Source organism: Ancylomarina euxina, from assembly GCF_003863355.1.
Classification (GTDB): Bacteria; Bacteroidota; Bacteroidia; order Bacteroidales; family Marinifilaceae; genus Ancylomarina; species Ancylomarina euxinus.
On record NZ_QQWG01000017.1, the window covers coordinates 62,544 to 84,199 of the forward strand.

The 21,656-nt window shown below is 33.6% G+C and carries 17 protein-coding genes; 3 read left to right on the top strand and 14 right to left on the bottom strand.

Annotation, left to right across the window (positions count from 1 at the left end):
- Positions 1-84: 84 nt before the first annotated feature.
- The 9 genes from DWB61_RS14240 to uvrA form a co-directional block, all read right to left on the bottom strand.
- The gene (locus DWB61_RS14240; RefSeq protein WP_125031581.1) at positions 85-2,469 is read right to left on the bottom strand and encodes a GAF domain-containing protein; all 2,385 of its coding nucleotides are present in this window, start codon (positions 2,467-2,469) and stop codon (positions 85-87) included.
- Between the two features lie 273 nt (positions 2,470-2,742).
- Positions 2,743-4,011, bottom strand: coding sequence for a DEAD/DEAH box helicase (locus DWB61_RS14245; RefSeq protein ID WP_125031582.1), 1,269 nt, complete (start codon positions 4,009-4,011; stop codon positions 2,743-2,745).
- A gap of 119 nt (positions 4,012-4,130) precedes the next feature.
- A complete protein-coding gene (locus DWB61_RS14250) occupies positions 4,131-4,475 on the bottom strand; it encodes a DUF5655 domain-containing protein (RefSeq protein WP_125031583.1) in 345 nt (114 codons plus the stop codon).
- 84 nt (positions 4,476-4,559) lie between these two features.
- Positions 4,560-6,131 (bottom strand): carboxypeptidase-like regulatory domain-containing protein, encoded by a 1,572-nt coding sequence (locus DWB61_RS14255; protein WP_125031584.1) that lies wholly within the window; start codon positions 6,129-6,131, stop codon positions 4,560-4,562.
- 85 nt (positions 6,132-6,216) lie between these two features.
- The gene (locus DWB61_RS14260) at positions 6,217-7,224 is read right to left on the bottom strand and encodes a FecR family protein (RefSeq protein ID WP_125031585.1); all 1,008 of its coding nucleotides are present in this window, start codon (positions 7,222-7,224) and stop codon (positions 6,217-6,219) included.
- An 81-nt stretch (positions 7,225-7,305) separates the two neighbouring features.
- Positions 7,306-7,854 (bottom strand): RNA polymerase sigma-70 factor, encoded by a 549-nt coding sequence (locus DWB61_RS14265; protein ID WP_125031586.1) that lies wholly within the window; start codon positions 7,852-7,854, stop codon positions 7,306-7,308.
- A gap of 143 nt (positions 7,855-7,997) precedes the next feature.
- Positions 7,998-9,302: a carboxypeptidase-like regulatory domain-containing protein gene (locus DWB61_RS14270; RefSeq protein WP_125031587.1), complete on the bottom strand. Its 1,305-nt coding sequence runs from the start codon at positions 9,300-9,302 to the stop codon at positions 7,998-8,000.
- Between the two features lie 296 nt (positions 9,303-9,598).
- A complete protein-coding gene (locus tag DWB61_RS14275) occupies positions 9,599-10,087 on the bottom strand; it encodes a hypothetical protein (protein WP_125031588.1) in 489 nt (162 codons plus the stop codon).
- Positions 10,088-10,141: 54 nt separating this feature from the next.
- A complete protein-coding gene (gene uvrA, locus DWB61_RS14280) occupies positions 10,142-12,934 on the bottom strand; it encodes an excinuclease ABC subunit UvrA (protein WP_125031589.1) in 2,793 nt (930 codons plus the stop codon).
- 174 nt (positions 12,935-13,108) lie between these two features.
- On the opposite strand from uvrA, the gene DWB61_RS14285 reads away from it, so the two are divergent.
- Both DWB61_RS14285 and DWB61_RS14290 read left to right on the top strand, forming a co-directional pair.
- Complete coding sequence (locus DWB61_RS14285; protein ID WP_225423403.1) at positions 13,109-13,708, top strand: RNA polymerase sigma factor; 600 nt, start codon at positions 13,109-13,111, stop codon at positions 13,706-13,708.
- A gap of 81 nt (positions 13,709-13,789) precedes the next feature.
- A complete protein-coding gene (locus DWB61_RS14290) occupies positions 13,790-14,029 on the top strand; it encodes a hypothetical protein (protein ID WP_125031590.1) in 240 nt (79 codons plus the stop codon).
- A gap of 48 nt (positions 14,030-14,077) precedes the next feature.
- Here DWB61_RS14290 and DWB61_RS14295 read toward each other — a convergent pair whose 3' ends face one another.
- Together DWB61_RS14295 and DWB61_RS14300 are read right to left on the bottom strand one after the other, a co-directional pair.
- Positions 14,078-15,055 (bottom strand): MlaD family protein, encoded by a 978-nt coding sequence (locus DWB61_RS14295; protein ID WP_125031591.1) that lies wholly within the window; start codon positions 15,053-15,055, stop codon positions 14,078-14,080.
- A 56-nt stretch (positions 15,056-15,111) separates the two neighbouring features.
- Positions 15,112-16,206 (bottom strand): N-acetylmuramoyl-L-alanine amidase family protein, encoded by a 1,095-nt coding sequence (locus DWB61_RS14300; RefSeq protein ID WP_125031592.1) that lies wholly within the window; start codon positions 16,204-16,206, stop codon positions 15,112-15,114.
- A 348-nt stretch (positions 16,207-16,554) separates the two neighbouring features.
- On the opposite strand from DWB61_RS14300, the gene DWB61_RS14305 reads away from it, so the two are divergent.
- On the top strand, positions 16,555-19,080 hold the full coding sequence (locus DWB61_RS14305; RefSeq protein ID WP_158614436.1) for a putative LPS assembly protein LptD: 2,526 nt from the start codon (positions 16,555-16,557) through the stop codon (positions 19,078-19,080).
- Positions 19,081-19,121: 41 nt separating this feature from the next.
- On the opposite strand, the gene DWB61_RS14310 is transcribed toward DWB61_RS14305, so the two are convergent.
- From DWB61_RS14310 to DWB61_RS14320, 3 genes are read right to left on the bottom strand one after another with little or no spacing between them, the layout of a single operon-like run.
- On the bottom strand, positions 19,122-19,688 hold the full coding sequence (locus tag DWB61_RS14310; protein WP_125031594.1) for an anthranilate synthase component II: 567 nt from the start codon (positions 19,686-19,688) through the stop codon (positions 19,122-19,124).
- A 31-nt stretch (positions 19,689-19,719) separates the two neighbouring features.
- Positions 19,720-20,037: a PQ-loop repeat-containing protein gene (locus tag DWB61_RS14315; protein ID WP_125031595.1), complete on the bottom strand. Its 318-nt coding sequence runs from the start codon at positions 20,035-20,037 to the stop codon at positions 19,720-19,722.
- A gap of 56 nt (positions 20,038-20,093) precedes the next feature.
- Positions 20,094-21,656, bottom strand: coding sequence for a SpoIIE family protein phosphatase (locus DWB61_RS14320; RefSeq protein ID WP_125031596.1), 1,563 nt, complete (start codon positions 21,654-21,656; stop codon positions 20,094-20,096).

Here is a 21,656-nt window from a genome sequence, read left to right on the forward strand (position 1 = left end):
AAGACTAAAATTAAAAAAGAGAGTAATATTCTTAGCATGAAGACTAATTATTGAATTCTAGTTGTGTATTAGTTTTATTAGTGATTATCCGTTTAGACCAATTTCCTGGGCTAATTCGGTGATGTTTTCCTGATTATTATTGCTGTTTTTTATTGTGACACGCAATGCACGTAAACCATATACTCCTTGTAAATCATCTAAGATCAAATTCTCAATGTTATCTTCGAAATAGTCCTTTGCAATAAGGTATTCTAAATAGCGTTGATATTCGAACATGTCATTGCCTTGTGAAAAGATAATTGACAATTTTCCTGCTTGTGTTAAGCGTTCATTCGTTCCTTTGATAACGGCTTTGTCTATTCGCTTTTTAACTATTTCGTAACGAATATTGTATGCCCCATCTACATCAAATTTCTTTTCATCTTGTCGGAATCGAATAGAAAGTTTCTGAGGATGTACAAGAATTAGAGCTGTTGTATCTAACGGAATGGGCAGAGATGCTTTTAATTCAGCTGTTCTACGACTCATTTCGCAGCTGATAATTAATTGCCACAATCGTAGGTTTTTCAGATACATAGGATTATAATCCTGATTCTGAGTAATTGCTTCTCCAAGATAGATATTATGCTCCACACCATCGGTTCTGTATTTTTCAAAATAATGGGGGTACATTTGCTGTGCTTTTTCCTGTTCCTTGTCTAAACATTGAATAATACAACTATTAATCATAGCAAGAGAATCTTCAAAATCCTTTCTACGTTTGTATATGATATTTAATTCGGGATCGAGACTTTCTTTATATTTTGTAATGGCTTCTTTAAACTGTTTATCCTTAAAATTGAAATGCATAAAAAGAGGATCGACATGATCTTGAATGAAGTTTAGAATATTTGATTCATCTCCAGAAGATAAGCCTTTTACTATCCGTTTACTATATTGCTCAATTTTATAAATGACTTGATCGTAAATGGGCATTTGTTTAAGCCGGTAAGCTTCTTGGAAAACTTTTTTTGCTAATTTAAGCTGCTCTATTAAATCACACTGTATACTATGATTACGCTCATGAGATGAATTACGGATATCGATAGCACCGTATAATGGATGAACTTGTTCGAAAACAATTTCTTCCATCTTTGCATTCTCATTTACTTCACGCTCTTGTATTAGGTTGTATGCTGCTTCCTCAAATCGCCACTCTACACTTGGGTGAATAGCTGTACATTCCTCTTTAATGGTTGCCTGAACGTGAGTTTGGAGCTCATTGCTACTTCGCATTAAGGCAATTGAAAATACAGGAATGAGATCTTTTATTGTCCTTAGATTTGTGAAGTTAAAATCATAGGCATTGGGTGATCCGATCTCAAGAATTCCGACCAGCTGGTTTTCAAAAATGAGAGGGGTGAGAGCTATATTATTAATGCCTTTACTAAGAATGGCTTTCTCAACAGTGCCAATTTTATCATGCTTTGATAAATCATTGATGATAATAGGTTGTTCTTTTTTTAATGCTTCTTCATAAATAGACCCCTTATAATCGGAACAGGTATAAGATGAAGAGCACAATAGCCCATTCCACAAATCTGAACGGTTTTGCATGTTGCCTTGTTTCATATTTAAGGCTACTATGCCGAGACACAAATTTGGATTTTGAAATAGTGAACGTATGTTTTGTTCCAGGTTTTTAAAATTGTTAGGATTGATAATGCTCGATTTCTCAAGTAAATCAGTCTTTAAGGACGAGATAACTTCTAAATGTGTAACATCTATATATTCGTATTTCATGAAACCAGAAAACTCAAATTGATCTAATGGCAACATCTCAAGCCACAAATCCATATCAAAAGGATGGTTTATGAGTTTTTTAATATCACTATCAGATAATTTTTTAAGATCTCCCTTATGCTTTATTTCAATATAAGTTGAGTCATAATCAAATTTGAAATAATTCACCAAACCATTTAGTTTATCAACCAAATGATAGCGAATTAAATAAGCCATACTAATATTAAATTGATAAAACTCTTTTAAAATAATAAGATATGCATACATTAATTTAGAGAAAAGCAACATGCATTTATCTTCGCTTACATCGTCAATCAGTGTAAAAACTTTATTTTTGTTATTTAAGAGCTCTTTGCGAATTTTCGAATGGAAAAACGTTTCATCTTCAAAAGGACCTCCAACTTCACTCATCGAATTTTCTATTTCAATAGGTGAGTAGATATAAGACATTACAATCTGAACTTGTTCTTCATATTTTAAAAGTTCTTCAGGCTTTATAGATTCCGAAAAGAAAATAGGATAATTCTTTATTTGAGATAAGATATAATCTGCATGAGATGAATACATGCCTCCCTGTTCCACCTCATTTTTTAACTGCTTAATAAGCGGTAAAAAACTCAGACTTCTTTTGTAAGGAATTTCAGATATGTTGAGTTTAATATTTGGTTTCAAAAATTTCTTATCCATTTGATGGTTTTTCCTTAATTGTTAGTTTTTATATTCGGAGAAGGGTATTGGTGCTCTCCGATATCAATAACAAAATAAATGTGTCTGTTTGAAAGTTAAATTTACAAATAGGAATCTAAATATTGTGTAAACTTTTGCTAAAATCGGTGAATTCTGCAAAAAGGGCAGGGAATGGTTGTTTCGATAGGTATTAATGGATGAATCCACAATAAAATAAAGCTCTGAGTTGTAAAACTCAGAGCTTTATTATAGGGATACTTAGCAGGAAATAGCTTATTTCTTTTGCTTCTTTTGTTTCTTCTTGATCTTTTTAGCCTTGGCTTTTTTAGTCTCCAGTTCAAAGTTATCGGCCTCTTGCATTAACTCCTTTAAACTTTTAGAATAATCTTCGGAGAAGTCTATTGTTGTGGAATAATCATCTTTAGAGATTTCCATTACAGTAATTTTTTTACCTAAGTATTCTTCAATCTCATTTAGCATCATCTTTTCTTCTTCACTACAGAAGGTAATCGCGACACCTTTATGAACGCCACGTCCTGTGCGTCCTACACGATGTACATAGTTTTCATCTACATCAGGAAGATCGTAATTCACAACATAATCCACATTAGGAATGTCGATTCCACGTGCACTAACATCTGTTGCAATCAAAACTTTCACCTGACCCGTTTTGAATTCATTAAGAGCTGTCAAACGATCTTTTTGTTCTTTGTCACCGTGGATTGTTAGAGTTTTAATATCTACACGCTCCATGGCTTTAAATACCCTCTCAGCACGAACCTTAGTTCTAACGAAAACAAGAATTTTACTCTCCGAGTTGTCTTTGATGAATCTTTCAAGAAAGAAACGTTTGTCATCCATTTTGATAAAGCCTACTGAATGATCTACATTTTTAGCAACAGGATCTTTAGGCGATATCTGGATACGAATAGCCTTTGTCACCAAAGAATAAGCTAATTTCTTAATTCTAGGGCTGATGGTTGCCGAAAAGAAAAGGGTTTGTCTATTTTTAGGTAAATACTTTATAAGGTCTTCTATATCCTTTATAAAACCAAGGTCAAGCATATGATCAGCCTCGTCAAGAATTAATGTATCAACATCACGAAGGTAAATATGGCCTTGATGTACTAGATCGAACATTCGACCCGGAGTGGTCACAAGGATGTCAATTCCCTCTTGTAATTTGGCAATTTGTGGACCTTGTTCTACACCTCCAAACACGCAAAAACTAATCACTTTTGTCTTTTTGCCAATCTCTTGAAAAACCTCAGTTATTTGAATGGCAAGTTCACGAGTAGGAACCATGACAACGGCTTTGATACCTTCTGAAGTCTTATTTTTTTTGTTTCGATGAAGTTTATCGATAATAGGAATAGCAAAAGCAGCTGTTTTACCCGTGCCTGTTTGAGCAATGGCCAAAACATCTTCACCCTTCATTATAGGAGGAATGGCTTTGAATTGAATATCTGTCGGGCGTTTAAATCCTAAATTTGCTAGGTTGTTTTTTACCTCTGGACTAAAACTATATTGATCGAATCTCATTGATGTATTTCTGAATTTACTTTATAAAATAGCGAGGAGTGCTATCTGAATTTGATGGGACAAAGATACAAGAATCTTTTGATGTATAATGAGCTTCTTTTTTTGATTGCGTATGAGGTTCATCTTTTGTTAATCAAATCATAGGCATCTTTAATCCAAATCTTCACCTGATTGTCAAATTCTGAAAGTTCACTGAGTGTAATTCGATGTAAGACACGGTTTTTAGAAATTCTTTGGCATATAAAAATAGGAAAGAAATCGTCTTCTCTGTCTAATTGGAATTCAAGTTCTATACGGTCACGTTTTGTGGTGATGGATAGAAATGTAGAATTTGTATTAATTTGAACACGGGTCTTAAGGAAGATGATATCAATTGCTTCAAAGTTTTTTAAGTGTGAGAGTATGGCCTCGAAAACAATTTGAACTTTTTCATTCATTTTCTTTGTATGATATGTCTTATCCATAACATAGCACGAATGATATTGATTTGTACTTTTAAATGTTCGCTTACAATTAGGACAGCCCCACAATGGCATAGATTTCAGGTGTTAATCTTCTTTTTTAGCTACTTGTAGCATATTGGCATTTATTCTTTTTAAAGCTTGTTGTATGCTCTCTTCGGGTTCAATATAATTTTGACTTCCCCAAAATCCTGAATCATAAGGTAATCTGGATTTGGACATCACGGTGTTTGGTCTTAAGCGTTCTTTGTATTTGAATCGTTCAATATTAGTGGTATCAATCTGAGTGATTGCCATTTCAAAACTGGTCTCAAATGTTTTGGCAAAGAATTTACGTTTATGTCTGACTTTAAATTTGAGGTTGCCTTTCGTGTGATTTAGATAATACTTACCATTGATATTTTTATAGGATACAATATATTCAATTTTGAGTGGACGTACTTTTGTTTTTGACGATTTCTGTGCTACAAAATGATGTTTTGTTTCTCCTACACGAGTTAAAGGGTAAGAGAATTCGGCTCTAATAATGGCTAAACTTCGAGTATCTAAATACAAATCACCTTGCATTAAAGGATATTTTATATTCGCTTTGGGTTGAAAGTGGATGATATAAACAGGGTGATTGTTGTAAGAACTAATATCATCCAAATAGAAGTCATAAGAATGCAAATTCTCAGGATCCAGAAAGTCAATTTTGTTTTTTACGATATCAAGCTGAAGACAGCCTTCAACACCTCCTTTTAAACGTAGTGATACGGTATCTAATCGATTGGAATCATAAATTTTTCTGGACTGAAAAACTTTAGCCATATCAAGTTTGTTAGTCGATTGGTAGGATGATTTATAGATCTCAAGAATAGACTCAAGGTAAATCATGTAATTTTTGTTTTTACTGACTGATTCTCTATAGAATCCTGTAAGTAGACTTGGGTTTTTTGAATAATTCTGACTAAAGTTATTGATCGCTGATTTTATTAAAGCCAGAGGATCCGTATTTCTAATAACAACTTCTTGTAATGAAATATGGTTCTCTTTAAGTTCAACAGTGATTTCGTCATTTGTAATTTGACTGATGGGGATTTCGGTATTAATAAAACCGATGAATGAGAATGTCAGTGTGTCGTTAAAATGCTGATTCTGTATGTTTAATAAAAAATCACCGTCAATATTGCTAATTGTACCAATAGATTTACCCCGTATACCAATACTTGCATAGGCTAATGCATGTCGGTTTTTTTTATTGAGAATTCGACCTTTTATCTTTTTGAAATTCAACTGGGGTTTTAAAATTTTCTGAGCAAGATTTTCCTTTTGCTTAGCGGGAACTATTATAATCTGTTTGTTTATCAGTTGGAAATCTAATGTTGTATCAGGAATAATTTGTCTTAATACATCGTATAAAGTCTCTTCGTTCACTATAAGATTAACATGAGGTTTATCTATTAGGATACTGGCATCATAAGTAAAGTAAGTGTTTGTTTTTTTTGCGATTGAATCTAAGGCCTTTTCTAAACTGATTTCTTTTAGATTAATTGATATTTTTTGATTGAGTCCTTTGTTTTGACTTAAGCTAACCACACTGACCATTAAGAGACAAAATATAAGAAATAAGGACTTTGTCTGTAATTTAATGCTTGTATGGGTGATTTGCTTAAACATGTATTCGTTTTTAGTAAGAGGATAGATTGAGTTTTATTCTACTTGGTCAATTTTACCAAGTAGAATATTTATTTAAACGGCTATTTTAATTTGCTTTCTTAATCAGAATCTGATTGCCCTTTTTCTCGTAAACCAAGTTGAATGGAGCACACATATAGTTTAAAATATCGTCCAAAGGATCATGATCGAAAGTTGAAGTAAGAGGTAGGTCTTTAATGGCAGCTTCCTGAAAATGAATTTGCACTTGATAGGTTCTGTTTAAAACTTTAGCAACTTCGATTAATTTGGTATCTCTAAAAATCATTTGACGAGTTTTCCAGGATAAATAATTATCATCGAGCGTAACCGTTTTTTCAAGTTTTGATTTCATCAAACTGGCAAAATCGCCAGGTATTAAAATAAGCTTATTGTCGGGTTCATTAATTGATGAAAACTGCACCTTTCCGGTTTTTACAAGGACTTCAACTTTGTTTGTGGCAGCATTAATATTAAATGATGTACCCAATACTTTTACCTCAGCATCTTTTGCATTAATAATGAAAGCTTTATTAGGATTTTTTGCGACATCGAAAAATGCTTCCCCAATTAATTTTACCCGACGTTCATTAGTTTTGAATTTTCTGGGATAGATAAGCTTCGAATTTGAGTTGAGTGTTATCACAGATCCATCATCGAGAGTTATGCTTTTGCTTGCTTCGTTTATTTCACAAACAAACGTTTTGTTAGGATACAGATGCGTGTATGTTGTTTGAGCCAAAAGGCCAATCCCGAATAAAATTATAATTGAAGCCGCAAGCCTAAAAAATGTTTTAAAAGGAGAGGGGCTTGAGACAGAAAAATGAGTGTTGGTATCTTTCTTATTTACAATTCTCTTTTTTACATTCAACCAAGCATCTTCAGAGTCAAATGCTTCGTTCGCGAGATATAAATCAGCAAGCGTTAAATCTTTTCCAGAAGCTTTTATTGCTTCAGCATAGCCAGGATTTACCGCCATCTCCGCTTCGAAAACCTCAAGTTCCGATTCTGTCATTTCTCCACTTAAGTATTTCGAAATGATCTCCCAATCCAGTGTATGTGAAAATTCTTTTGTCATTCTGTTTGTTTTTGGCAGCTATTTAAATTTTAACTGCAGCAATAGTCTTTATTAATTGTTTTCTTTGAAATTGTGTTTTGCTTAAAAAAAGCACATGTAATCTTTTAAATTGTGTCGAAATGCTTTGAGTGCTTTTCCCATATTCGCTTCAACTGTTTTTATTGAAATGGAGAGCTTTTGAGCTATTTCCTGATATTTTAATCCTTCAAAACGACTCATCTTAAAAATGGTGCCACAGCGTTGTGGTAATGACGAAAGCGTTTGTTGTACAATTTTGTTAATTTCTTTCTCTTCAAGCTTATTGGTTGAAGAATCATTTTCATCAAAGTGGTGTTTAATGTATTCTTTGTACTTGTTATGACTGCCCATTTTTCTTAAAACCTGTAGGGCATTGTGATAGGTTGATCGGTATAAATATGCTTTTATCGAAGTATGAATATTTAATTTTTTTCTGTTTTCCCAAATCTGACAAAAGAGGTTTTGAACAATTTCTTCTGATAAATCTTTCGTTTTAACAAAGCGAAGTGCGTAAAGACATAGTTGTGGATAAAATTCTTTAAAAACTCTTTCGAATTCCTTCAGGTTGCCTTCTCTTATTTGCTTTGTAATATTTTGAGTATCCTCTAACATTCGTGATTCCTGCTTCGTTTATTTTTAATATTTAATTAAAAATAGGTCTTTTTTTTTAGTCTACTGATAAGCTTTTAAGTTTAGTTCTGAAAATATCCTGGAGAGGGAACTCCAGGATAAATCAATGACTTCCTAGCTTAATCTTACTTCCCTTTTCTTTTTAATTTTTTAATAGCAGCTTCAATTGATTGATCGGGTTCAATCGTGTTAGATGCTCCCCAAAAGTTTTCATCACTAAAGTTTCCAATTTCATCTGCCATCACCTGATTTGATTTAAATCGCTCTTTCCCTTTGAATCTTGTGGTTTCACCATCAGTTCTATCAGTAATAGCCATTTCTGTCATAACTGAAAATTTAGAGTTGAAAAGTTTACGTTGCCAGTTACACTTGAATTTGATTTCTCCACGTGCGTAGGTGAAATACCATTTGCCGCCTTTTTCCTGATAATTAACAATGTAGTCGGCTGATAGAGGTGTTACTTTTACGCCAGATGGCTTTTTGCGAATAAACATGCTTCTAACTTCTGACTCGTTTTCCATATTTAAGCTAAATTTAGCGCTACTCAAGGCTAGATTCTTTGCGTCAATATAAAATAGACCGTAGTATAAAGGTAAGTCGATACCTTGTTTTTGCTTAAATTCAATTACATAGTGAATCTTATCATTAAGCTTGGTGATGTTTTTTAAAGAATAATCGTAGTTTTCAATAAAATCACCTGAAAGTAAGTTATAAGGGTTTTTAATAATATCAAGCAAAAGTGTTGTGTTTGGTCCCCCCTGTAATTTGAATAATAAGGTATCCATCTTTTTTACATCCTGACTTTTTCGTCCTTTGAAAATTTGAACCTGATCATCGCGTATTTGCTGATAGCCTGACTTATTGATATTAACAACAGCTTCGGATAAAGCGACATAAGTTCTGTTTTTCTTAATTGTTTCACGATAGAAACCTTTCATCATACTAGGATCAAGCGTATAGTTTTCAGCAACTTTCTTTAGAATGCTGCGAACTAAGAATAAAGGATCGTGAGGATAGATGTTAATCTCCCCAAGAGGAATAATAGCCGATTCTAACTCAAGAATATTCTTTTTAGGTTTTAGTGAAGCTATCTCAAATTCTTTATTTTTAAATCCAATATGAGAAACAGTAAGTGTTTTTACATCCAGATTCTTTGCAATCTTTAAAAGAAATTCGCCATCGCTGTTTGATACCGTTGCGACATTGGACCCATTAACCGAGATGTTGGCGAAAATAAGCATTTCCCCAGTTTCCTTATTTTTAATTTCACCCTTGTAAACATTGTACTTAAGAGTGTCAATAACTTGTTGTGTTTTAGCTTTGTTTTTCTTTTTGAAATTGAAGCTTTCAGCTCCCATCACCTGGCTAAAAGAAAGGACCAGTATAAATGAAAGCAATATCGAAACCTGTTTTCTGAGATTTGTTTTCATGATAGTATATTTTAAATGTTTAAAACTGTTAGAATAATATTTAGAGACGGATTGGCCTGATCTTTATGTCTTTCTACTACTATGATGTCTAATCAGGATAATACCCTATCAGAAAGTATTAAAATATACGAATTATTTATTTGAATGTTGTTTTAAGTTCGGATTATCAGTTGTTTAGCAATGTCTTTTTGTTGAGATAAATGGATCTTGATGTTAATAGAAAGGCTCCATTACCTATAAAAGTAATGAAGCCTTCGAATATTTAATATATATAAGATGGGAATAGTTTCGTATAATTATTCTGAAGCTTGTTCAATCATATGGAAAGCCTCGTGTAACCACGCTTTACGATCTTCATTTACAGTAGATATTGCATTTTTTAGTTTAGCCATCTCATGTTCCTTAGACTTTGGATCAAGAGCCTCTTCCATATTCTCAATCACAGTTAAAGCTTCAAATGCAATTTCGAAATCACCATTAATTAGCAGATCCACAAAGAGACCAATATGTTTGGCAAATTTTAAACTTGATTGCCAGCACATTTCAATTAACTTTTTTTGAATAGGCTGATATTTATCATTTTGAATGGCTGCAATAATTGGATCAACAGCTTTAGGATCTTTTATGTCGAAGATGAAATTATATAAAGCCTTTTCAATCTCAGGATTGCTTGGAGCATTTAAGTAGTCAAGAATGACGGGTAAATCATTAATGTTACCTTTTGTACGTAATTTTTCAATATTCTCAATAACGAGTTTGTTATCCTTTAAATTTAGATCTATCATATTGTGGTTCTTTAAATTACTTTGTTGAAAACGAATGTCCTTACGGATGAATGTCTATAATTTTTCTTTTAAATATTCTCCTGTATAAGAATTAGATTTTTGGGTAATATCTTCAGGTAAGCCTTCAAAGCAAAGCTCACCTCCATTAATTCCTCCTTCAGGACCTAAATCAATAATCCAGTCAGCACATTTAATTACTTCCATATTGTGTTCAATCACAATTAAACTGTGACCTCTTGCAATTAGAGCATTAAAAGCATCCATAAGTTTGTTAATATCATGAAAATGGAGCCCAGTAGTTGGTTCATCAAAAATGAAAAGGCAAGGTTCAGCTTTTTCTTTAGCTAAAAAGGAGGCAAGTTTAACCCTTTGACTTTCCCCCCCACTTAAAGTGCTTGAGGCCTGTCCAAGCTTAACATAGCCTAGCCCAACATCGACCAAAGGCTTTAGTCTTTGAGCAATTTTCTTTTCTGTTTTGCCCGTTGATTCAGTAAAAAATTCAGTGGCCTCATTCACGGTCATTTCAAGAATGTCATGAATGTTTTTTCCACAGTATCTGACGTCAAGGATATCATCTTTAAATCGACGTCCTTTACAGCTTTCACATTGTAAATAAACGTCAGCCATAAATTGCATTTCGACCTTAATAATACCTTCTCCCTGGCATTCGTTGCAACGGCCACCATCAATATTGAAAGAGAAATGTGCCGATTTAAATCCACTGTATTTTGCTGCTTGTTGCTCGGCATATAGTTTTCTAATCTCATCATAAGCCTTTAAATAGGTCACCGGATTAGATCGAGAGGATTTACCAATCGGGTTTTGATCAACAAATTCAACATTACTAATCATATGCAGATCGCCTTTAAGCGCATCAAAGTGACCACTTTTATCTGAATATCCACCGTAATGTTTCTTTAGGGCAGGGTATAGGATGGTTTTAATCAAGGACGATTTTCCTGATCCACTAACCCCTGTAACCAATGTCATGGTATTAAGAGGGAACTTGATATCTAATGATTTTAGATTATTTTCACGAGCACCGAGGATTTCAATATAGTTATTCCATTTTCTCCTTGAGGTAGGTGTTGGAATGCTTCGTGTTTTTGAAATATATTGAGAGGTTAAACTAACGTCAGAATTCTTGAGCTCTTCCAAATCGCCTTGAAATACCAGCTCACCACCTAATCGGCCAGCATAAGGTCCTATGTCAATAACTTGATCAGCAGCCATGATAATGTCTTCGTCATGCTCAACGACAACAACTGTATTGCCTAGGTCACGCAGTTGACGGAGTACTTTAATTAAAAGTTCCGTATCTTTTGAATGCAGCCCAATACTTGGCTCATCAAGTATGTAAAGAGATCCAACAAGGCTACTTCCAAGTGATGTAGCTAGATTAATTCGTTGAGATTCACCTCCCGATAAACTACTTGATAGTCGGTTTAATGTCAGGTATCCCAGTCCGACATCAGAGAGGAATTGCAGGCGATTCTGAATTTCAATTAAAATTCGCTTAGCAACCTTTTCATCACTTCCCTCCAGTTTTAGATTATTGAAGAACTCGTTGAGATCAGAGATAGACATTAAAACTAAATCTTGGATGTTTTTACCCGTAACTTTAATGTATCCAGCTTCTTTCTTTAGTCTGGTTCCACGGCAATCGGGACAAGTTGTCTTTCCACGATATCTCGATAACATGACGCGGTACTGAATTTTATATTGTTTGGATTCGACATATGCAAAGAAAGCATGTAAACCTTTGAAATACTTATTTCCTGTCCAAAGCAACTGCTTTTGCTCTTCGCTAAGCTCGAAGAAGGGTTTGTGAATGGGGAAATCGAATTTTTCAGCAGCAAATACGAGCTCATCTTTCCATTTTCTCATTTTTTCACCTTTCCAACACACAACAGCATCTTCATAAATGCTTATGGTTTTGTTGGGTATCACTAGATCTTCATCAATACCAATAACTTTGCCGAAGCCTTCGCATTTAGGACAGGCGCCAATAGGATTATTAAAACTAAAAGTATGTGTGTGTGGATCTTCAAATGTAATTCCATCAGCTTCAAAACGGTTTGAGAAGCTATGGTATTTCAAGACCTTTGAGTCAGAAATAGATATTAAACATTCACCTTTCCCTTCGTAAAAGGCTGTTTGAATAGAATCAGCCAAGCGATTTCGGGTATCTTCTTCCTGATCAATACGAATTCTATCAATAATGATATGGATATCTCCTTTTTTTGATAATAATTTATCTTCTTCTAAAACATCAAATATTTTGTGTGCCTTTCCTTCAATTTCAATTCTTGAAAATCCTTGTTGTGATAGAATTTCAAGTTGTTCTTTCCTTGTACGTTCTCCATTGGGATGGAGTTCTGCCATGATCATGACAGTGGCATCTGTCTCTTGTTCCAAAGTAAAGTTGACGACATTACTTACGCTATGTCTCTTTACTAATGTATTTGAAATGGGGGAGTAGGTTTTTCCTACTCGCGCAAATAATAGTTTTAGGTAATCGTAGATTTCTGTTGATGTGCCCACCGTAGAACGAGGATTACGGGTGTTGACCTTTTGTTCAATAGCAATTGCAGGTGGAATCCCTTTTATGAAATCAACTTCCGGTTTGTTTATTCGGCCAAGGAATTGACGAGCGTAGGATGATAAACTCTCAACATAACGACGCTGCCCTTCGGCATAAAGTGTGTCGAATGCCAAGGATGATTTTCCTGAGCCTGAAAGTCCTGTGATCACAATAAATTTATTACGAGGAATCTTTAAGTCGATATTCTTAAGATTATGGACCTTTGCTCCTTTTATGGTGATGAATTTATCTTGATGAATCATGTTTGTTCCTTGAAGTTCTGAGCGAAATATAAAATCTTACAAATTTATTTAAGTTCTAATGATTTGCAAAACTCTTTATTATTTATAATCTTGCAAGTGATATAATAATTGACACACTAAAACCTACTTTGCTTATAGATCAATCTCTACACAGTATTACTTAAAATATAGAATGTGAAATTGGAGAAATTTGATTTAAAAAGCGATCAATATTATATTGAGCGATTTATTTCTGGCGACCAGTCTGGGATAGAAATGCTCATAACTCGCCACAAAGATAGGCTGTATACCTACATTTATCTAATTGTTAAAAATAAAGATCTGACTGATGATATCTTTCAAGATGTTTTCATTAAAGTCATACAATCTTTACGAGCTGGAAAATATCGAGACAACGGTAAGTTTTTGGCTTGGGTTTTTCGTATTGCCCATAATTTGATCATCGATCATTTTAGGCAAGAAAAGATGAATAAGGTTTATTCAAATGATGATTTTGAACTAGACCTATTCAATTCAGATAAATTTAGCGATGACAATTGTGAGGATATCATGATTCGCTCTCAGGTGTGTTATGAAGTTAAAGAGTTGGTGGATCGCCTTCCATCCGATCAGAAAGAGGTCATTGTGTTACGTCATTATAAAGGCTTAAGTTTTAAAGAAATTGCTGATGATACAGATGTAAGTATCAATACGGCATTAGGACGTATGCGTTATGCTTTGATTAATCTTCGAAAAATGATTGAAGAAAATCAACTCAATTTACAGATGTCCTAGCAGAATTAATGTTTTGTCGAATTTTACATACTAAAACAGAATTGCTCGCGTTATAAATAGTATAAACCAATTTGTATGCGAATGAATTCAATTTTTACACTTGTAGGTTGGGCATCAACAAGGAATCATGATGATTTTCTTACTGAACTTGAAAGCATCTCTATTGATGACTTGATGGGATCGGGGGAGTTAATCAATTATATAGATGATTCACTGCTTGAAGCACCAGCTAGTTTGATTAAGAGAATTATACGTTACTCTGAAGCGCATCGTCATGTCAAAACGCAGCATGATGGACTTAACGATCTTTTATTGAACTAAAAAAAAGCCAGATTTATATCTGGCTTTTTTGTGAATATTTGATTTGTATTACTTCTTTTTCTTTTCCTTGTCTTTGCGCCCAAACACAGAAAGCTGAACATAGCGTTTAGGATGGGCTTTTAGATCAACCAATAATTCATCTAAATGTTTCGATGCCGATTCCATATGGTGGTAAAGACTATCATTCTTAAGAAAGGCTCCCATACTGCCTTCTCCTGAATTTATTTGCTGGAATATTTCGTTTATCTGAGCCAATGCAGCATTGGCATTATTCACAGTTGAAGTAATTTCGGCTTGTTTTAAGGAATCAGAAATACTTGAGAAGTTACTTAGGATATTACTAATGTTTTTTCCGTTAGATTCAAGATTACCCGTTATAGATTCAACATTTGCTAATATCTTTTCCATATGAGACCTTTGTCCAGTAACTAATGTATCAAGACTTCCAGATGTGTGTTCAAGCTTGTTTATTGTGTTTTTAATGCTTGTTAAACTCTGTGAAATATTATCACGAGCATCTGCATTAAAAATGTATTGTATCACGGTTAGAACCGAATCCACACTTGACATTAATTTCTCGGCTTTATTTTTAAGAGGTAGCATTTGCATACTGACCTGTTCTTTTAAGTCACCTTCAATACTACCTTTAATGGTGTCACCTGCAAGTAAAACGGTTTTAGAATTTCCAGGGATAATTTGAATTTCTTTCGTCCCCATAATATCTGAACTGATAATTCGAGCAGTCGTATTTTTAGGAAGTTTAAAACCATCACCTACTGAGAACGACACAATTAAATCATTGATATTCGATTCACTGAATTTAATAGATTGAATTTGGCCAACTTTAAAGCCCCTCAGAGTTACCGGACTCGATTTTTTTAAGCCATCAACTCTTTGATATTTTGCGTAAAACAATTGGTCTGTTGAGAATATACTGTTTCCCTTAAGGAAATTAATTCCCCAAATAAAAATCGTAATGGCAGCTACAACCAATAATCCAATAGTAGCTTCTTTTGATATTTTCATTTAGTCATATTGTGTGATTACTTCATCCTTTCTCCATCAAAGGTAGAGAATAATTATTATGATTTTTGAATCTTTTTGGCTTCTTTAATAGAAATAGGCTTTCCCTTGTGATAAGCAACTATAAAACAGTCAGGAATTATTTTTTTTATCTGCTTTTTCTCGTCGATAATAGTCTTCAAGTTTGAGCTTTGCCCAACGGAGTATTTATAAACACCATTCACATGCGTTTCTACTACATTCTCAAGTCCTTCAAACACCTTGTCGTTTAGTGATATTTTTTTTGATGAGGATTTTATTTGTACACAATAATACACCTTTGTTGATGATTCAAGGATAATAGGTTTCTCTTTCGCCTCAAGGGTTCGGGAACTGTGTCGTTCAATTTCTTCTTTATATGATCTGAAAGCTCTGAAAATACCAGAGGCCATGTAGTCCTGCCCTTTTTCGGATCTTAGAAAACGCTCTTCAGTAGGATTAGAAATAAAACCAACTTCGATTAAAACAGATGGCATGCTTGCTTTTCTTAAAACCCATAGTTCTGCAGCTTTTACGCCTCTTGATCGTCTGCCAACTCTTTCTTTAAATTGATGTTCGGTATGTTGAGCCATCGACGTACTATTATCAATATGCAGGCTATGCATCAAATTAAATATAATATATGACGCTGGATCTTTAGGATTAAAACCTTCATATTTATTGGTGTAGTCGTCTTCATAAAGCATCACTGAATTTTCTTTCATCGCAACAGCCAAATTATCTTTCGATTTATGAAGACCTAAAATGAATGTTTCAGTTCCATAAGTTCTTGTATTATTCTCAAGGCTATTCGCGTGAATGGATAAGAAAAGATCGGCCTTGTTTTTGTTAGCAATTTCGGGGCGTTCTTGTAAAGGAATGAAAACATCTGTTGTTCTTGTGTAAACAACTTTTATGTTGGGAAAATTATCTTTGATATATTTCCCAGTTTTAAGGGCAATACTTAATACAATATCTTTTTCATAGCACTGTTTTCCTACTGCTCCAGGATCTTTTCCACCATGCCCCGCATCAATAACGATTGTTTTAATTTTATATTCCAAGTTTTGTCCAAAACTGTAGAAACTGATAGAACATAGAACAAAAAACATTAAAAAAACTGATACTCTATTCATTATATATTGTGAAATTTTATTTGAAAAAAAAATCAGACAAGAAATCTTCATAAAAGAACTTAAAAAATGATTTTGAACAGTGTTTATATTAGGGAATATAGTAGTTTTATTTGTAATTTTGGCGACCTGAGACCTTTCTGTTTGTGATTGATGATAAGCATCAATTGAAATAAAAGAGTTTTACAGGCTTAAACCTTAGTGTACTACATCTGATTTTTAAGTTTATTAGTTGATCTCATTCTTGTACAAAAATAACGATAAAAATTGCAATTGAAATTACAACAAAAGCTTTTTATACTTTTCATTCTTAGCCTAATTCCGTTAAACATATTTGCGGATCATAATCTAGTGAGGAGTGAGAGTTCTGGATGTGAGAATCTTACTGTTTCTCCATTGGAAGTTAACGGGTATGCTGAATTCTTTCAACAGTTTGATTCTTTAAATTTAAAATCTGGAGAAAAGGTAACGGTCAAAACTGATTCAATTGCGGCTGATTCAACAGCAAAGAAACCTTTTCTTCAGATGGCCATAGAATACAATGCTGACGATAGTGTTACTTTTTCGCTAACTGGACAGAAAGTGTTTTTGACTAATAATGCTTTTGTGAAATACGGGGCTACCGAATTACGAGCTTATTATATTGAACTTGATATTGCAAAAAAAGAAGCCTTTGCCTACGGCATTAAGGATAGTACTGATAAATTTATACACACGCCAGAATTTAAAGACGGGACTGAGGAATTTAAGTGTAAAGAATTGAAGTATAATTTCGAGACTGGTAAAGGTCTGGTTAATGAAGTTATTACTGAGCAGGAAAGTGGTTATGTACATAGTGAGATTACTAAGAGAATGGATGATAAAACATTCTTTCTGAAAAATGGAAAGTATACAACCTGTGATCATCCTCATCCTCATTTTTATGTGCGAATGACTAAAGCAAAGATGATTAAGGATGATAAAATCGTTTCGGGCCCTTTGCATATTGTTTTAGAAGATGTACCTCTTCCAGTTGGACTTCCTTTTGGATTTTTCCCTTTTAGTAGTAAATATTCTTCAGGTATTCTTTTGCCAAGTTATGGTGAGGAAGCGCGTAGAGGTTTTAACCTTAGAGGTGGCGGATATTATTGGGCAATTAATGATTATGTAGATTTAGCTGTTCGAGGGGACATTTTTTCAAATGGTTCATGGGGAACCTATGTGCAATCGAAATATAAAAAACGCTATCGATATAGTGGGCGTTTAGAAACGGAATATCATAAGAATAAATATGGTGATAAAGGTTTAGATGACTATTCAGAAGCAACTGACTTTGCCGTTAGATGGACGCATACTCAGGATTCAAAGGCAAATCCATATCGAACCTTTTCTGCATCGGTAAACTTTTCTACTTCAGAGAATGATAGGAATAACTCTACAAGTATTGATAAAATTGTAAATAATCAAAAGCAATCTAGTATTTCGTATAGTAAAAAGTGGCCAGGAAGTCCGTTTAGTTTAAACGGATCATTACGTCACTCTCAGAATAGTAGGGATACAACGATTTCGTTAACTCTACCAAGTTTATCATTAAATATGACTCAAATATATCCATTCAGAACAAAGGGTAAGAGTTCTAATTTGAAGTGGTATGATAAAGTGGGTGTTAGTTATTCATCCAAAATGGAGAATAGAATAAACATTAAAGAAAAGGAATTGATGTCCTCTTCTCTAACAAAAGACTGGAAGAACGGTTATCAACACAGTATTCCGGTTACAACGAACTTTAAGTTAGCTCGTGATTTAACCTTATCTCCAACGCTTAACTACCAAGGTGTTTTGTATTCACGATCAATTCGGAGGCATTGGGATGAAACCCTTAATAAGACTGTAGATGATACGATTCAGGGAATACAATATGCTCATAATTATTCAACTTCAGCATCATTATCTTTAAGTCCAAAGATATATGGTATGTATACTTTTAATAAGACTTCGAAAATTGAAGCGATTCGTCATGTCATGACCCCATCAATTAGTGTGAGTTATACACCAGAGATTGGTGTTGATAGAGATAAGTATTACAGAACCTATAAAAGAGATGGTAAGGATATTGAATATTCAATTTTTGATGGAAGTTTATATGGAACACCAACAGGAGCAAAAGAGTCAGGTAGTATTAATTTGAGTTTGGATAATAATGTTGAAGCAAAAATTAGAACTGCAAATGACACGACCGGAAATGAGGATTTTAAAAAGGTAAAGCTTTTAGAGAGTCTTAAGTTTTCAACAAGTTATAATATGTTTGCAGATTCTTTAAACTGGTCGAATATTCGAATGACTGGTCGTACTAAGATTTTCAATAGTAAATTGGATTTGAGTTTTAATTCAACTGTTGATCCATATGCGTTGAATGCGAATAATGTTAAAATCAACAAATTTGGTCCACGTATAACCAATGCTTCTATTGATTTAGGATTTAGATTATCGTCTAGTGATTTTAAAGGTGAAGATGAAAAGGGGGGTAAAGAAGGTGAGAAAACGCCTGATGAAATGAAATTCGTTCAGTTTGATGTGCCTTGGTCGTTTTCTTTAGATTATGGATGGACATATTCAAAACCAACTATTAAAAGTAATGTGAATCAGAATGTTGGTTTAAGAGGTGATTTTAGTTTGACTCCTAAGTGGAAGATTAATTTCTCAACAGGTTATGATTTTGCAAATAAAGCAGTTACGGCTACTCAGTTTTCTTTAATTAGAGACTTGCACTGTTGGCAGATGACTTTCAGTACGATTCCATTTGGAACCTATCAGTCTTATAACTTTAAACTTAATGTGAAATCTTCAGTTCTTCAGGATTTGAAGTACGAGAAAAAGAAAGTTTGGCAGGATAATTAAGCTTTAAAAAAGAAATATAAATATAAAAACTGGATCGGTGCTTAGGCTTCAATCCAGTTTTTTAGTATATCAAAACCTTGTTCTGTCATAATTGACTCCGGATGAAATTGGACGCCACAAATATCGAGTTCTTTGTGGCGTATTGCCATAATAAGATTGTCATGGTCAGTAGCGGTTATATCTAGGCAATCTGGGAGTTTTATTTTGTTTAAGGCCCATGAATGGTATCTCCCAGAATTGAATTCTTGTGGTATATTTTGGAATAAATAATCCGTTTCGTCTATAACAGTGGTTGTTTTAGGAACACCATGTATAATATCTTTAATATTGAAGATTTCTCCCCCAAAATAGATGCCGATATATTGCATACCTAAACACACGCCTAAAATAGGTTTTATTGTTTTATATCGATCTAAAATTTCCCCCATTACTTTCACATCTTCAGGTAGGCCAGGTCCCGGTGAAAATATAATTTTATCACAAGCATTAATAGCCTCCCAATTTATTTCATTATTCCGCATAACAAAGACTTGATCAGAAAATTGTTCTACAGCATGAGCTAAGTTGTAGGTAAACGAATCGAAATTATCTATAATGACTATTTTCACAATTGTTTAATTAGGAGAGCTTTAAAAGATGTTACTTTACGATTCTATGCTTAAGCTTTGCTAGTGAAGTTAATGTGCTATTATAGCGGTATTTTGCATAGATGAGATAAAATAACAAGAACAAATTGAAAACGTAGTTAAAATACAGTGGGATATGATAAATCTGATTTGTGATATCATCAACAATAATATACCAAAGTGTAAATATTTCACCTAAAAACCAAAGCCAGATGAAAAACTCATTGAGATCATCAACTTTCTGTGTTTTGAAGGTGTGTATTGCTTGAGGCAATGCGCATATAGCGAAAAGGATGCTTCCCATCCAGCCAACAATTTCGTTTGGAGTCATAATTTCTAATTTTTGACAAATGAACAAAATTAATAGCGAACTGAGAACGTTAAAGCCTAATTTTTTTGAACAAGGAATAGGGTTCTGTCATCATCAAACTTAGAAATGTTTAATGAATGGATTAATTGATATTCAATATCAGAAAGATGAATGCTTGCTTTTCCCATAATCTGGTGTATGCTTTCAAGGAAGACTTCATCCCCAATCATATTGCCTGTTCTATCATTCACAGCTTCAATATAACCATCTGTATAAAGAAGAAGTTTATCACCTTGGTTAAAATTTTGTATAAGGCTTAGATAATGGGCATCAGGAATTACACCCAAGAGTGTCCCAACAATATTGAGTTGTGTTAATTTATTTTCTTTTGCGTTATAAAAGAGAGGTTGAAGTGCACCAGCTGAAGCAATACTGACTTTCGAAGTTTGTGAGCAAACTGTTACGATACTTAGAGTTGTAAAAACCTCGCTGAGTTTTAGATCTTTGAATATGGATTGGTTGATTATCTTTAGAAACTTACCAGGAGATTTAATGAAGTCGAATTCTTCCCGACTTAAGAAAAAGTTGATTGTGCTTCGTATATAGGCAATATAAGCCGGTACAAAAAACCAGGCATCCCACTTTTTCCCCATTACATCACCAATAACAATAATCTTCTTTTGACTGTCAACACTAAATGTTTCATAAAAATCACCACCAGCAAGTTTATTGTAAGCTTGGTGTATAACCTGAATGTTGAAATCCGAGATGTCTTCGTTGTATTGATTCTCAAAGCGTATAGGTGATTGCTTAGCTGCCGTGTTAAGGGCATTAAAATATTTATTTTTGAGATTTAATTCTTGTTGAATAGATGAGTTGATTTGGTGAATAATCAACCTTTCATCCAATTGTTTGTATAAAAATGAATCGATATGATTAGTTAGTAAATAATCAAATTTTTCAGTGTCTCTGCAATCTGAAATTAAAATGTCAATAGGAATTAATCCTTCGATTGTTTTGCTAATTTTATCTAAAATAGAAATTGCCCAAGTTGCATTGTCGTCAATCATAATACGCCAAACTTGTTCTTTTCTTAAACAGGTAAATAGTTCTTTATCGGAATGAACGTGCTTGATAGGTGTTTTTAGATACTGCTGAGGAAGTTTGAATTTAATATCCTTAGGTGTGCAATACACAATATTGCCTTTATCAAAATTGAGCTTGTTTTTTATGGATGAATCAGTAATCTCTTTTCTGATCTGTGTTTTTTTTATATGGGCTTTTATTTTTGATATGAAAACCTCTTGTTTGAAAGGCTTTGTAATAAAATCATCAGCTCCATCATTTAAATTTTGAATCCAAGTTTCTTCTTCATTATTGTCTGAAAGAAAGATAAATGGAGTGAGTCTGTATTCAGGAGTTTTACGAATTAGTCTGACAAGATCATTTCCACTCATCAGTGGAAGGTAGATGTCAGAAATGATAAGATCGAAATGTTGATTTTTAGCTTTTTCGATCGCTTCTAAACCATCTTTTGCAAGTGTTGATTTATACCCAATACCAGTAAGTGTAAATTCAATATACTTAAGAGTAGCGTTGTTGCTATCAACGACTAATATGTGGGGCGTGTTTCTTGTCAT

Bases quoted from the DNA above. Each gene is read 5' to 3' on its own strand.
- DWB61_RS14240 (WP_125031581.1), bottom strand. From the start codon at position 2,469: ATGGATAAGAAATTTTTGAAACCAAATATTAAACTCAACATATCTGAA.
- DWB61_RS14245 (WP_125031582.1), bottom strand. From the start codon at position 4,011: ATGAGATTCGATCAATATAGTTTTAGTCCAGAGGTAAAAAACAACCTA.
- DWB61_RS14250 (WP_125031583.1), bottom strand. From the start codon at position 4,475: ATGGATAAGACATATCATACAAAGAAAATGAATGAAAAAGTTCAAATT.
- DWB61_RS14255 (WP_125031584.1), bottom strand. From the start codon at position 6,131: ATGTTTAAGCAAATCACCCATACAAGCATTAAATTACAGACAAAGTCC.
- DWB61_RS14260 (WP_125031585.1), bottom strand. From the start codon at position 7,224: ATGACAAAAGAATTTTCACATACACTGGATTGGGAGATCATTTCGAAA.
- DWB61_RS14265 (WP_125031586.1), bottom strand. From the start codon at position 7,854: ATGTTAGAGGATACTCAAAATATTACAAAGCAAATAAGAGAAGGCAAC.
- DWB61_RS14270 (WP_125031587.1), bottom strand. From the start codon at position 9,302: ATGAAAACAAATCTCAGAAAACAGGTTTCGATATTGCTTTCATTTATA.
- DWB61_RS14275 (WP_125031588.1), bottom strand. From the start codon at position 10,087: ATGATAGATCTAAATTTAAAGGATAACAAACTCGTTATTGAGAATATT.
- uvrA (WP_125031589.1), bottom strand. From the start codon at position 12,934: ATGATTCATCAAGATAAATTCATCACCATAAAAGGAGCAAAGGTCCAT.
- DWB61_RS14290 (WP_125031590.1), top strand. From the start codon at position 13,790: ATGAATTCAATTTTTACACTTGTAGGTTGGGCATCAACAAGGAATCAT.
- DWB61_RS14295 (WP_125031591.1), bottom strand. From the start codon at position 15,055: ATGAAAATATCAAAAGAAGCTACTATTGGATTATTGGTTGTAGCTGCC.
- DWB61_RS14300 (WP_125031592.1), bottom strand. From the start codon at position 16,206: ATGAATAGAGTATCAGTTTTTTTAATGTTTTTTGTTCTATGTTCTATC.
- DWB61_RS14315 (WP_125031595.1), bottom strand. From the start codon at position 20,037: ATGACTCCAAACGAAATTGTTGGCTGGATGGGAAGCATCCTTTTCGCT.
- DWB61_RS14320 (WP_125031596.1), bottom strand. From the start codon at position 21,656: ATGACAAGAAACACGCCCCACATATTAGTCGTTGATAGCAACAACGCT.